A 13,477-nucleotide genomic window follows, 5' to 3' on the forward strand; every position below is an offset into this window, starting at 1 on the left:
GACTTATGGCTCAAATGACAGTACAAATCGTTACACCTGATGGTCTTGTTTTTGATCATCATGCAACGTTTGTTTCCGTTAAAACTCTTGATGGAGAAATGGGGATTTTGCCGCATCATGAAAACATGATTGCTGTTTTGGCTGTCGATGAGGTCAAAGTGAAGCGGATTGATGAAGAAGATCATGTCAATTGGATTGCGGTGAATGGTGGAATTGTCGAAGTTGCTGATAATTTGATTACCATCGTTGCAGACTCTGCTGAACGCGCTCGTGATATTGACATCAGTCGTGCTGAAAGAGCAAAATTGCGTGCCGAGCGTGCCATTGAAGAAGCACATGAAAAGCATTTAATTGACCAAGAACGTCGTGCCAGAATTGCCCTTCAACGTGCCATTAATCGAATTAACGTTGGAACAAGATTATAATACGAAAAGGCCAATTGGCCTTTTTATAATGGCTTTTTGCTATCAGTACCTGATTTGTGTCTGATAGTTTGCTCTCATCTATTTTTTTGGTATAATGGGGATATGATTCAGTTAATTTTTACGCTTAGTAGCCACATGATTTTTATTTTTCTTTCATTTCACTTGCTTTCTACTGTTGTGAATTGGGAAAGACTATTAAAGGTGAATGCTGACAATGCTCTTAAGATTCGATTTCTAATTTTATTGCTTAGTATTGCGTTAGGATTTTTGCTCAGTTCTTTCTTCCTCAGTCTCTATACATTGGGACGAGATGTGTTTAATAGTAATTTATAGGATAAGAAAAGAAATACAATAGGTGTTTTGGAGAAATATGGATAAAATTATTATACAAGGCAGTTCGAATCCATTAGTCGGTTCGGTTAAACCTGAAGGTGCCAAAAATGCTGTTTTGCCTTTGCTTGCAGCAACTGTTCTAGCGACGACAGGGAAAACAACTCTAACCAATGTTCCGGTTCTATCTGATGTATTTACGATGAACAATGTGGTTCGTGGATTGAATACAAAAGTGACTTTTGAACAAGAAGAGAACAGGATTACGGTGGATGCTACACAGCCGTTAAGCGAAGAAGCTCCTTATAAATATGTGAGTAAAATGCGTGCTTCTATCGTGGTATTAGGTCCGATTTTGGCAAGAAATGGTTATGCCAAAGTTTCTATGCCTGGTGGCTGTACGATTGGAAGTCGTCCTATTGACCTTCATTTGAAAGGATTGGAGGCAATGGGAGCTGAAATTAAGCAGACGGCTGGATTTATTGAGGCCAAAGCTAACCGATTGCATGGAGCTCATATTTACATGGATTTTCCAAGTGTGGGTGCGACGCAAAATATCATGATGACAGCAACTTTAGCGGATGGTGTAACAGTGATTGAAAATGCAGCGCGCGAACCGGAGATTGTTGATTTAGCTGTTTTATTGAACAAAATGGGGGCGAAAGTTCGTGGTGCTGGTACAGAAACATTAACCATTACTGGAGTTGAGGAGCTGATGGGGACAAGTCACAGTGTAGTACAAGACCGCATTGAAGCCGGGACTTTTATGGTAGCCGCTGCTATGACTGGCGGTAATGTCCTTGTGCAAGATGCTATCTGGGAGCATAATCGTCCGCTCATCGCGAAATTGATGGAAATGGGTGTGTCTGTTACCGAAGAGGATAAAGGGATTCGGATTCGTTCCGATTTGTCTAAACTAAAAGCTGTCAATGTAAAAACTCTTCCTCATCCAGGTTTCCCAACAGATATGCAGGCGCAATTTACAGCCTTGATGACGGTTGCCAAGGGTGAGTCTACTATGATTGAGACTGTTTTTGAGAATCGTTTCCAACATCTGAAAGAAATGCGTCGGATGGGCTTGCACTCAGAAATTATGTGGGACACAGCTCGTATCGTCGGTGGTCAAGCCTTGCAAGGGGCAGAGGTGATGTCAACAGACTTGCGTGCGAGTGCCGCGCTGATTTTAACAGGCTTGGTTGCAGAAGGTGAAACAAAAGTAGGACAGCTAGCTCATTTGGACAGAGGATATTATCAGTTCCATAAAAAGTTGTCTAACTTAGGTGCTTCTATTAAGCGAGTGAAGGAAGAAGACGATGAATAATGATTTGAAATACGTTGGAAAACAAGTTGGAATTGTTCTAGCATTCTTGTTGCTTGGTTTGATTTTGTTTGCACTTGGCTTAGTTGTTGGCTACGGTGGAAAAAATCCATGGGCTATTTTATCGCCAGATAAGTGGCAGGAAATCATCAGCAAATTCACAGGACAATAATCTTAATAGTAAGAAGAGGTCGAAATAAAAATTGACCTCTCATTTAAATAATGTTCGATTACACGCAGTAGTTGCGTGACTTCCAGTTATTGAGCGGATCAGTTTTTAGAAGTTAATAACTTTGAGGGAGTGAGACAAAAGTCATGATTTCGTAGCAATAGACTTTGTAGTCTCACCCCCTCCTATTTATTTAAAAGGGAGGAGAAATGGTGAGAAAGAAATCCAACCAGAAAGTAACACAAAGTGTAGCTGGTCTGGTTATAGCACTGGTTCTTGCGCTAGGAGGTTATTCTTTTAGCAATCATCATAGTAGTACGAAGCCTTCTGACAGCACTGCTATTAATCGAAGCATTCGGACGAATCATGCAGCACCCAGTCAAGAATTAGCACAGAGCGTTGTAATAGAATCTGTCAAACGACAGCTCAAAGGGAAAATCGTGTGGAATGGCGCAGGGGCTTTTATTGTCAATGAGAATAAAAATGATTTAGATGCTAAAGTGGGCAGTATTCCTTATGCGGATAATAAGACAAAATTGGTCAGAGGTCGAACTGTTCCGACGGTAGCAAATGCTCTTTTGTCTAAAGCTACTCGTCAGTATAGGAAGCGTGAAGAAACAGGTAATGGTTCAACAACTTGGACACCTGCTGGCTGGCATCAGGTGAAGCATTTATCGGGTGAATATCATCATGCAGTTGACCGTGGACATCTGCTAGGTTATGCCTTGATTGGTAACTTGAAAGGCTTTGATGCTTCGACTAGCAATCCTAAAAATATTGCGCTGCAAACGGCTTGGGCCAATCAAGCAAATACTGGTCATTCTACGGGTCAAAATTTTTATGAAACAAAGGTACGTAAGGCACTAGACAAAAATAAACGAGTTCGGTATCGGGTGACTTTAATTTATGCTAATGAACAGGATTTGGTGCCGGTTGGTTCGCATATTGAAGCTAAATCAAGCGATAGTAGCTTGGAAATAAATGTCTTTGTTCCCAACGTACAGACAGGACTTCGGCTAAATTATCAAACAGGAGAAGTGACTGTTACCAACTAGATTATTGCTAGTGTTGCATTTATATCATCTTTTTGTTATACTATTTTTACATGAGGTCGGACAAAACGTATCTCAGCCTCTATCTAATTTGGTAATAAGCGAATGACGCAGTAGGTGATTGGACTCTTTATTCGCTTTTCAAGCTCGAAAGAGCACCTAATCACCCTTGAGGGGGTGGGACTACGAACTTAAATTTTTTAAGATAAGTTCTGTCCCACTCCTATTTTGTCTAAAAAGTACGTTGGTGCTTTTTTATTGTGGATTTGTTTTATGAGGAGAAAGACAAACTATAAGAGTTGTCAATAGTTTGTTCTAAATTTTTTAGAAAACTTTAGAATGTGTTTTAGACACGACAAAAAGCCTTTTAAAACGACTGTTTTAAAAAGTTTTTCATCTATGTTTTTGTTGGTTTATCTCAGTTTATCCTCGTCAAAAGTTTCATTATTCTTAAGCAGATAAAACAGCACTCGAATGAGCTTCTTAGCGACGTGAGAAATAGCGACGTTGTAGTGTTTTCCCTGCGCTAATTTGGTTTTAAAATAAGCTTTAAACGCAGGGGAGTATCTAGCTACTTTAATGGCAGCTTGTATGAGTGCCCAACGTAGGTGTGATGTGCCTCGTTTGAACATTTTTCCCTGAGCATCTAGTTGTCCAGATTGGTAGATAGCTGGTTCTAACCCTGCAAAAGCTTGGAGTTGAGCTGAATGATTAAAAGTATTAATATTTCTTATTTCAGCTAAAATGACAGAACCAAGACGATTACTAATGCCTGGTACTGTAGTGATGACCGAGTTGAGCTCAGCCATCAACTCATCAATCTTCTTTTCAGTTTGTTTGATGAGTTTTTCGTAGTGTTGGATATTCTCAATAATTTCAATCAATTCAAATTCACGAGCCAAAGAAGTTGTGCCAATGGAATTTGGAGCTAGTTCAAGAATATCCAATGCATGTTTAGCTGTTAATCGTTTAATCTCAATAAGTTTATCAAAGCCAGCCGTTACCATTTTCTCGGGAGAAGGGAAACGTTTGAGTAACTCATAGACATAGTCAGAGTGCTTCGTAACGACCTGATGTAGTTCAGGGAAAATAATATCTAAACACTTGGTATATTGGACTTTCCAATCTGATTGATGTTTCTTTAAACGATTCATGTGACGTGTCATAATTTTAAGTTCTTCTTGCTTGTTGTCATGCATAAATAGGGCACGATTAGGGTCTGAAAGTAATTTAAGAGCTATTGTACGTGCATCTTTCTTATCCGTTTTTGTTTTACGAAGTGAGATAGACTTTGTGAATTCTTTGATGAGTAAGGGATTATAGGTGTAAATCTGATAATTGTTTTGATGTAAGAATGTTAAGAGATTTAAGGCATAATGTCCAGTATCTTCCATGGCGATAAGACAGTTCTGGTTGAGTTGTTTCAAGGTATTATGAAGTAGTTCAAATCCTTGTTTACAGTTTGTAATAGTGATGGGTTTTAACACCATTTTCCCTGTATTATCAATAACTGTCACATCGTGTTTGTTTTTAGCGACATCAATGCCAACATAGAGCATAAAAGTACCTCCAGATATTAAGTATTAAGCCAACTTGGTATCCACTTACTTTTTGCCTTGTTACCTTACTGAAGATTAAACGTCTAGCGTTATCAAACTCATTACCAATGAAAACAAAAAGCTGTGGTTAGAGCCTTTCTGAAATCGTCAAGCGATTGGAGACAACAAACTAATCCACAGTGGCTTTTTCCAAGTATAACACTTGGGCTTTGGCAGTAGCTAACTGCACTAAATATAATATAAGGAGAAACATGAAGTATATTTGGTCTTATTTGAAAAAATATCCTAAATGGTTGATGCTGGATTTCTTTGGTGCTGTCTTCTTTGTCGTGGTGAATCTCGGCTTGCCGACTGTTTTGGCACGAATGATTGACGAAGGGATTAATCGAGGAGACAGCAATCGTTTGTATTATTGGGCGATTGTGATGCTCATTGTCATTTTGCTAGGAGTCTTTGGACGGATTGTCCTTGCCTATGCTGCTGGGAAATTAACGACGAGTATGGTACGGGACATGCGCAATGATGTGTATGATAAATTGCAAGAGTATTCGCATCATGAATATGAGCAAATTGGCGTTTCGTCTTTGGTGACACGGATTACTAGTGATGCCTTTGTTCTCATGCAATTTGCAGAGCAATCCTTAAAAATGGGAGTCATTACGCCTATGATGATGATTTCTAGTGTGATGATGATTTTTGTCACCAGCCCCTCTTTAGCTTGGATTGTTGCGATTTCTGTGCCCTTCCTCGGCATTGTCGTTTGGTATGTGGCGACAAAAACACGTCCTCTATCCGAAAAGCAACAAAAAACGTTAGATAAAATCAATCAATACGCGCGTGAAAATTTAACAGGTCTGCGTGTCATTCGAGCTTTTGCACGAGAAGAATTTCAAGAAGAGCGCTTTGCTTCACAAAATGAAATTTATGCGGATAACTCCAATCGCTTATTTAAATTAACTGGTTTGACAGAACCACTCTTTGTTCAAATTATCATTGCCATGATTGTTGCCATTGTCTGGTTTGCTTTAAAACCACTTGGTACAGGAGACTTGCAAATTGGGGATTTGGTTGCTTTTATCGAATACAGTTTCCATGCTTTGCTGTCTTTCTTGTTGCTATCTAGCTTGTTTACCATGTATCCTCGTACAGCTGTTTCAAGTGAACGCTTGAAAGAAGTAATGGAAATGCCAATCTCAATCAATCCAAACGAAGATGGTGTTACGGAGACAGACAGTCACGGTTATTTAGAGTTTGATAATGTTACTTTTGCTTATCCTGGTGAGACAGAAAGCCCAGTGCTACATGATATTTCGTTCAAAGCGAAACCTGGTGAAACGATTGCTTTTATCGGCTCGACCGGCTCAGGGAAGTCCTCATTGGTGCAATTGATTCCGCGCTTTTATGATGTGACTTTAGGAAAGATTTTAGTGGACGGAGTGGACGTGCGTTCTTATAACCTAAAAGCGCTTCGGCAGAAGATAGGTTTCATTCCACAAAAAGCTCTGCTCTTTACCGGCACAATCGCAGAAAACCTTCGCTATGGGAAAGAAAATGCTAGTCGTGAGGAATTGGCGCAAGCAGCAGATGTGGCACAAGCAAGGGACTTCATTGAAAGCAAGGAAGAACGCTTTGAGACGCATTTGGCTGAAGGGGGAAGCAATCTCTCAGGTGGGCAAAAGCAACGCCTTTCTATCGCACGTGCTGTCGTGAAAGAACCAGATATTTATATCTTTGATGATTCATTTTCTGCGTTGGACTATAAGACCGATGCCATTCTTCGAAGTCGACTTAAAGAAGTTACGCAAAATGCTACTGTATTGATTGTAGCACAACGCGTGGGAACCATTATGGATGCAGATCAGATTATTGTTCTGGATAAGGGAGAAATCGTCGGGCGCGGAACACATGAAGAATTGTTGCAACAAAACGATATCTATCGCGAAATTGCTAATTCTCAGCTTAATAGTCAATCACTAACAGAAGAATAGGAGGGAAAGATGAAACAACATAGTTTTATGCGCTTGTGGAGTTACTTAAAAGTTTATAAACTCTCAGTAATCCTTGCTATCTTTTTGAAGGTGGTGAGTATTGTGATGAGCGTGCTAGAGCCTTTTGTACTTGGTCTTGCTATTACAGAATTGACACGAAATGTGCTGAACATAGCAAAAGGAGTCGAAGGCGCCAGTATAAACACAACATATGTCTTTGGGGTAATGGCACTTTACCTTTTGCGTGGTTTGTTCTATGAAATTGGGGCTTACTATTCTAATTATTTTATGACCAATGCAGTGCAAAATACAGTACGTGACATGCGCAATGAGTTGAGTTCTAAAATTAATCAAATTCCAGTTTCTTACTTTGATAAGCATCAATTTGGAGATTTGCTAGGGCGCTTTACCAGTGATGTAGAGACTGTTTCAAATGCGCTTCAACAGTCATTCCTGCAAGTTGTCAATGCGGTTTTGACTATTACCTTGGTTATCGGAATGGTCTTGTATCTCAATTTTCAACTGGCTTTGATCGTGATTGCCAGCATTCCTTTGACCTATTTTGGTGCGAACTTTATTTTGAAGAAATCGCAGCCTTATTTTAAAAAGCAAGCAGATGCGCTGGGTGCTATGAACGGATTTGTGCAGGAAAATCTGAGCGGTTTTAATGTGCTGAAACTTTATGGCCGTGAAGAAACATCTTCAGAATATTTTCGCGGAATCACGCAAAATCTCCAAGAAGTTGGCTTCAAAGCTAGCTTTATTTCTGGTTTGATGATGCCAATTTTGAACGCCGTTTCAGATTTGACCTATCTGATTGTAGCGGTTGTTGGTGGTCTGCAAGTCATTTCTGGACAATTAACGATTGGGAACATGCAAGCATTCGTACAATACGTGTGGCAAGTAAACCAGCCAATCCAAAACTTAACGCAACTGGCTGGGCAATTGCAGAGTGCTAAGTCTTCGCTAGATCGTGTCTTTCAAGTCTTGGATGAACCAGACGAAGTGACGGATGTAAAAGAGCACTTGGAGCATGATTTGACAGGTCAGGTCAGCTTCAAGCATGTTGACTTTCAATACGTGGAAAACAAACCGCTCATTCGAGACTTCAACTTAGAGGTTAAGCCGGGCGAAATGGTGGCGATTGTCGGTCCGACTGGTGCTGGAAAGACTACCCTCATCAATCTACTGATGCGTTTTTACGATGTAACTGCCGGTTCAATTTCTGTTGATGGCCATGATATTCGCAATTTGTCTCGCCAAGAATACCGCAAACAATTTGGTATGGTCTTGCAAGACGCTTGGCTTTATGAAGGAACAGTCAAGGAAAACTTGCGCTTTGGAAATCTGAATGCGACAGATGAAGAGATTGTGGAAGCTGCCAAAGCGGCTAATGTCGATCATTTCATTCGGACGCTTCCAGGTGGCTATAATATGGAAATGAATCAGGAATCCAGCAATATTTCGCTGGGGCAAAAACAATTGCTGACCATTGCGCGAGCATTATTAGCCAATCCAAAAATCTTGATTTTGGATGAAGCAACCTCGTCCGTTGATACACGCCTAGAGCTCTTGATTCAAAAAGCGATGAAGAACCTCATGCAAGGACGAACAAGCTTTGTCATTGCTCACCGCTTATCGACGATTCAAGAGGCGGACAAGATTTTGGTTCTCAAAGACGGGCAAATCATTGAGCAAGGAACTCACGAATCGCTTTTAGCTGATAAAGGTTTCTATTACGACTTATATACAAGTCAGTTTGCTAAGAAAGAAGCCTAACGAATAAAGGAGCAAAAGAAAACTCCAATTAAACAATAAAAACACGAACCCTGTCTTGACTAGCAGTTAGCTAATCTGGACGAGTTCGTGTTTTTTTATCTTTGGTGACATAAAGCTAAAATGCAATTGCTCTGTCTCACAACTATAAATGGTTGAAATTATAACACTCAAAGGAATGAAAAGTGCTAAGATGAGCAAAGAAAGCATTGCCAGATTTCTATTGACAAGTTGTTCCATATGAATCACAAACAAACCAGAAACGATAGCGGAAAATAAAATTAAAACGATACTAAGCAAATACGCATTGAAGAGTCGCCTTGGCTCTATATAAAACAAGACAAGAAAAAGAAGAGCAGGAAGAAGCCAAATAAGATGCAATACCATAATGTGATAACAATCCTTTCAAACAGATTCCTTTTTAGTATAGCATAAAAGTTCCTGTAAAAAAGTAGATTTAAAAAACAATGGACTTAAAAATTGAAATATTATTAAAAAATATGGTATAATATTTTTATGTTTTGGGGTCGTTACGGATTCGACAGGCATTATGAGGCACATTTTGCGACTCATCGAGCGGATGTAAAGCGCCAGTTAAATATAACTGCAAAAAATAATAATTCTTACGCTTTAGCTGCCTAAAAAACAGCTAGCGTGACCAGATTCGGATCGCTCGTGTTCGATGACCGGTCTTAATAATAGCGAGATACGATTAAGCCTTGTCTAGGGGCTTGATAAGAGACTGATAGACTCGCTTGGCTTGGGCTTGAGTTATGTGTCAAAGCGAAGTTAAATCCAATACATAACCTATGGTTGTAGACAAATGTGTTGGCAGGTGTTTGGACGTGGGTTCAATTCCCACCGGCTCCATTGTTATTTTCTAAACTTTTCTAAACCTTTCTAAAACGTTGATTTAACAACGTTTTTTATTTTTCTCTTTAGTATTTCTTTGTGTCTTTTTATGGTAAAAGGATACAACAAAGGACACAACATTTTTGTTGCGCCCTAAAAATCAATATAATTTGCAAATCGTTGACCAATATCATCTTTGGCAGTCTTTGTGATGTGGGTATAGATATTCATCGTGGTTTTTAAGTCCGAGTGACCGAGACGATATTGTACTTGCTTCAACGTCATATTCGCTTCAAAGCATAGACTGGCGTGCGTGTGTCTAAAATCATGAATCCTGATTGGTCGCAGGTCTTTGCCTTTTAGTATCTGTAAATTCCATTTGCGAGGGAGAGAGCTTGGAATTGGTTTTCCTTCCACACTCTCAAAAATATAGATGTCGTTCGGTTTTGCTTCTCGTAGTTTTTGTAAAATTTCTACGGTTTTAGGGTCTAGGCTAATAAGGCGATTGCTGCTAGTTGTCTTTGTTTTGCCTATCTCCTCTCCTGCGAATCCCCTTGTAATACCTTTGTTTATGTCTAGAGTGCTATCTGTCCAGTCTGACCATTGCAAAGCTAAGAGTTCGCCTTTTCGGCAGCCTGTAAAAGCTAAGAGGCGGAAGAAAGCTATCTTTGTAATGTCCCTTGTTTCGTCTACATAGCTTAAAAAGGTCTGTAATTCGTCCTTTGTGTAAAAGTCGGCAGTTTCTTCAGATTGCTTTTTAACTAGCGTCGTGACGCTATCCATAGGATTTGTTGCCATATAACCATAGCGGATAGCATACTTACAGATATTATTCATCAGCCCTTTTAACTTACGCCCATAAACGAGTTTCTTTGACCAAGCGTTGACCTGCTCCTGCATTTGGAGAGGAGTGAGAGAAGCGATTCTCTGGTCTCCCAAGACTGGATAAATATGATTTTTAATATTACGGTAAGTCTTAATGTATGTTGATTCTTGTACGGTATCTGCGTACTCTTTTAGCCACAATTTAGCCACGGCTTTGACCGTTATATTTTTTTGCTTTTTTTCAGGATTTTCAAATTCTTCTTGCGCTTGCAGAATAGCTGCACGGGCTTTAGCTTTAGTCTCAAACCCTTTCTTACGGAAGTATTTGCTACGACCGTTTTCTTTGCCTAGATACTCCTTAACTTCGTAAGCTGTTTTCCCGTTTTTCTTTTTGTATGCTGTAATTGCCATTGTGTTTTACCTCATTTTTTGCTAAAATAGGTATAAGAAAACGACCTTTTGAATGGTTATTTTCTCATACAATCGTTTTTGCCTCACGCTCAAGCTCGCCAAAGTTTGAGAGCGTGGGGCTTTTTTTGTTTTTATTGTAAAAGTCGTTGTTTCTGTGCTGTAAATTCTTCCTGTGTCAGAACACCAGCGTCTAGTAGTTCTTTTAGTTTCATTAGCTCATCAGCAACAGATATACTTGATATGGTTTGCTCAACTTGTGGAGCCTCTGCAACTTGTTCAACTGGTGCTGTTTGACTGAGGTTTTCAGCTAGGATACTACGTAACTTAACCTCTAGCTCAGCATTGTAAGGCACGTTTAGAACTGTTTTGAAAGGGTCATCTCTAGTCAGTACAATAGTTCTAGTTACTTGCTGACTAGTTACAGCCTCAGTCTCCCCTGTGGATTGTTTCTTAGCTGTCAATGCACCCGCCAAAGTTCCAACTCCTGGCATGAGGATAGTACCCACGGCTGCTCTAGTCATAACACCTTTACGCTTTTCTTTACCCTTTGATTTTGTAGAAGTAACCTCTTTGACGGACTCAAAGACCTGTATATCTTTTATCGTGTCATATTTGACAATAGTACTCAATCCCATTGAACCAAGAGAGATGACTCTCAAGTTATCATCCCACTTGGCACACATGAAAATCTTGCCTGTAGGCTGCATAGCCTCAGCTAATTGTTTCATTTCTTCCTTGTACTGGCGTTTAGCCTCTTTCATTTCTGCACTATCAAAAATCCCCATTATCCTATACCTCTCTAATTTTTCTTATAAATATCTACAACCTCTCCAATAGTTCTGATGTCATCATCTTCTGAAAGATAGATTTCCTCATAGCTATTGTTGAGGCTTTGCAAGTACCAAGCTCCGCTGTAATCACGCTTGAGCTTTTTAACAAAGTTTTTACCGTTTACCTGAAAAATACCAATGTCATTGATGTCTACCTGACTAGTAACCTTGATAAAGAGTAGGTCATTATCTTCTATCAAGGGCTCCATAGAGTCACCAGCAACCTTAGCTATAGTATCGTAACTCTCAGGGACATCATTTGCACGTAGTCTCACCTCCATATGTAAATTGTCATCTTGGAAAATACCACGACCAGCAGCAACCAATCCCTCAACATAATCAGTAATGTAGTCTTCGTCATCTTGAGGTTTGTCAAACATAGAAATAATATTAGAGTTCTCTTGCTCCTCAAGTTGCTCCTTAGCATAATTAAGGACTTTCTCCTGCCTTGGTTCTTCTAGTTTGTTGTAGATTGGCAAGATTTTAGCCTCATTGCCGTTGAAATAATCTAAAGGTACGTCGAAATAATCAGCAAGGACTCTGACTGATGAAAGTCTTGGCTCTTCTTTGTCATTTTCCCATTTAGAAATTTTCCCTTTATTAAAGTTCATAGTATCAGGATACCTATTATTTAAGTTATTAGCTAACTCATCAAGAGTTAAGTTATGTTTCTTTCTAAGTTCTCTGATTTTGTTTCCAATCATTTTTCCACTTCCTCATTTCTTAATAATCATTATACTATAAAAGTTTCGTTTTCGCAAACATTTTTAAAAAAAAATAAAAAAGTTGTTGACAACGAAACAAAGTTGGTATATACTAGAACCATAAAACAAAGTTGCGAAAACGACAACTTGGAAAGGAGAGGCCTATGAGCGGTGTAATGGTACTAGATAAGCCGTATCTAAATTTAAAAAGCATTATTGTTTCAAAAGGAATGAAACAAAAAGAAATTGCTGAACAGTTGGATATGGATAAGTCAACTTTTAACATGAAAGTCAATCGTTACCGTGGACGTGATTTCACATTTTCGGAAGCTAGCAAACTTTCAAAACTACTAGACATCAAAATGGAGGATTTCTAGTATTTTTTTAGAAAAAAAGTTGCGAAAACAACAACATAGAAAGGAGCAAAAAGATGAACGAAGTTATCAAAGTGACTGTGAATGATAATCAAGAACCGATTGTATCAGCAAGACAATTACACAAAACCCTTGAAGTTAAGACGAGATTTAGCCAATGGGTGGAACAAAACTTTAAAGGGTTTGAAGAAAATTACGATTTCACAAGTGTAGTTACAACTACGGTTGTAAATAACGGAGCAATGAGAGAATTGCAAGACTATGCTTTATCATTGGACACTGCAAAACACTTAGCAATGATGTCGAAAACCGACAAAGGAAAAGAAGTCAGACAGTACTTCATTCAAGTAGAAAAAGACTTCAACAGTCCTGAGAAGATTATGGCAAGAGCCTTGCTGATGGCTGACAAGAAGATTCATAAACTGGAGACGCAGATTGAAGCGGACAAACCCAAAGTCCTCTTTGCAGACGCAGTAAGTGCAAGCCACACATCTATCTTGGTCGGCGAACTTGCCAAACTCATTAGCCAAAACGGCTACAAAATCGGTGCCAATCGCCTCTTTGCTTGGATGCGTGAAAATGGCTACCTGATTAAGCGCAAGGGCTCAGATTGGAACATGCCAACCCAACGTAGCATGGACTTGAAACTCTTTGAAATCAAGGAAACAAACGTGCAACACGCAGATGGACATATCAGCGTGAACAAGACACCAAAGGTCACAGGCAAGGGTCAGCAGTATTTTATCAACAAGTTCCTTGATCGGGAATGCTTGGCAGGACTAGAAAGGAGTAATAAAAATGCAACTAGCAACATTTATTTTACTAATTGCACACATGATTATAAATATTATAATTCTAATCCGT

At 39.3% G+C, this 13,477-nt stretch carries 12 protein-coding genes, 1 other RNA gene and 2 pseudogenes; 10 read left to right on the forward strand and 5 right to left on the reverse strand.

Annotated elements, in window-relative coordinates; genetic code table 11:
- The first annotated feature begins 5 nt into the window (after positions 1–5).
- From HMPREF2574_RS06445 to HMPREF2574_RS06460, 5 genes are all read left to right on the forward strand, one after another.
- Positions 6–425 carry a F0F1 ATP synthase subunit epsilon gene (locus HMPREF2574_RS06445; RefSeq protein WP_070812323.1) on the forward strand — a complete coding sequence of 140 codons (420 nt, stop codon included), beginning with the start codon at positions 6–8 and terminating at the stop codon, positions 423–425.
- A gap of 102 nt (positions 426–527) precedes the next feature.
- On the forward strand, positions 528–758 hold the full coding sequence (locus HMPREF2574_RS10235) for a DUF1146 family protein (protein ID WP_081333905.1): 231 nt from the start codon (positions 528–530) through the stop codon (positions 756–758).
- A gap of 37 nt (positions 759–795) precedes the next feature.
- Entirely contained in the window at positions 796–2,076 is a 1,281-nt protein-coding gene (gene murA, locus HMPREF2574_RS06450) for a UDP-N-acetylglucosamine 1-carboxyvinyltransferase (RefSeq protein ID WP_024051893.1), read from the forward strand.
- Positions 2,069–2,245: a DNA-directed RNA polymerase subunit beta gene (locus HMPREF2574_RS06455; RefSeq protein ID WP_024051892.1), complete on the forward strand. Its 177-nt coding sequence runs from the start codon at positions 2,069–2,071 to the stop codon at positions 2,243–2,245. The genes murA and HMPREF2574_RS06455 overlap by 8 nt, the downstream gene beginning before the upstream one ends.
- A gap of 206 nt (positions 2,246–2,451) precedes the next feature.
- Entirely contained in the window at positions 2,452–3,297 is an 846-nt protein-coding gene (locus HMPREF2574_RS06460; protein WP_070812324.1) for a DNA/RNA non-specific endonuclease, read from the forward strand.
- A gap of 410 nt (positions 3,298–3,707) precedes the next feature.
- On the opposite strand, the gene HMPREF2574_RS06465 is transcribed toward HMPREF2574_RS06460, so the two are convergent.
- Positions 3,708–4,853: an IS110 family RNA-guided transposase gene (locus tag HMPREF2574_RS06465; protein ID WP_070812325.1), complete on the reverse strand. Its 1,146-nt coding sequence runs from the start codon at positions 4,851–4,853 to the stop codon at positions 3,708–3,710.
- Between the two features lie 251 nt (positions 4,854–5,104).
- Here HMPREF2574_RS06465 and HMPREF2574_RS06470 point away from each other — a divergent pair, with 251 nt between their 5' ends.
- Positions 5,105–6,841 (forward strand): ABC transporter ATP-binding protein, encoded by a 1,737-nt coding sequence (locus tag HMPREF2574_RS06470; RefSeq protein ID WP_024051888.1) that lies wholly within the window; start codon positions 5,105–5,107, stop codon positions 6,839–6,841.
- Between the two features lie 9 nt (positions 6,842–6,850).
- Entirely contained in the window at positions 6,851–8,620 is a 1,770-nt protein-coding gene (locus tag HMPREF2574_RS06475; protein WP_070241613.1) for an ABC transporter ATP-binding protein, read from the forward strand.
- A 144-nt stretch (positions 8,621–8,764) separates the two neighbouring features.
- Here the strand turns inward: HMPREF2574_RS06475 and HMPREF2574_RS11060 are convergent.
- A pseudogene (locus HMPREF2574_RS11060) lies at positions 8,765–9,004 on the reverse strand (hypothetical protein); the annotation flags it as partial.
- Between the two features lie 136 nt (positions 9,005–9,140).
- On the opposite strand from HMPREF2574_RS11060, the gene ssrA reads away from it, so the two are divergent.
- Positions 9,141–9,490, forward strand: a transfer-messenger RNA (tmRNA) gene (ssrA, locus tag HMPREF2574_RS06485).
- 132 nt (positions 9,491–9,622) lie between these two features.
- Here ssrA and HMPREF2574_RS06490 read toward each other — a convergent pair.
- From HMPREF2574_RS06490 to HMPREF2574_RS06500, 3 genes are all read right to left on the reverse strand, one after another.
- Complete coding sequence (locus HMPREF2574_RS06490) at positions 9,623–10,705, reverse strand: tyrosine-type recombinase/integrase (protein WP_070812326.1); 1,083 nt, start codon at positions 10,703–10,705, stop codon at positions 9,623–9,625.
- A 131-nt stretch (positions 10,706–10,836) separates the two neighbouring features.
- Positions 10,837–11,490 (reverse strand): SHOCT domain-containing protein, encoded by a 654-nt coding sequence (locus tag HMPREF2574_RS06495; RefSeq protein ID WP_070812327.1) that lies wholly within the window; start codon positions 11,488–11,490, stop codon positions 10,837–10,839.
- 14 nt (positions 11,491–11,504) lie between these two features.
- Complete coding sequence (locus tag HMPREF2574_RS06500; protein ID WP_070812328.1) at positions 11,505–12,239, reverse strand: helix-turn-helix domain-containing protein; 735 nt, start codon at positions 12,237–12,239, stop codon at positions 11,505–11,507.
- A gap of 164 nt (positions 12,240–12,403) precedes the next feature.
- Here HMPREF2574_RS06500 and HMPREF2574_RS06505 point away from each other — a divergent pair, with 164 nt between their 5' ends.
- Positions 12,404–12,616: a helix-turn-helix domain-containing protein gene (locus HMPREF2574_RS06505; RefSeq protein ID WP_057595487.1), complete on the forward strand. Its 213-nt coding sequence runs from the start codon at positions 12,404–12,406 to the stop codon at positions 12,614–12,616.
- 53 nt (positions 12,617–12,669) lie between these two features.
- A pseudogene (locus HMPREF2574_RS06510) lies at positions 12,670–13,386 on the forward strand (phage antirepressor KilAC domain-containing protein); the annotation flags it as partial.
- Positions 13,387–13,477 lie beyond the last annotated feature (91 nt).

The sequence above is a fragment of the Streptococcus sp. HMSC034E12 genome (genome assembly GCF_001835915.1).
Taxonomy (GTDB): Bacteria; Bacillota; Bacilli; order Lactobacillales; family Streptococcaceae; genus Streptococcus; species Streptococcus vaginalis.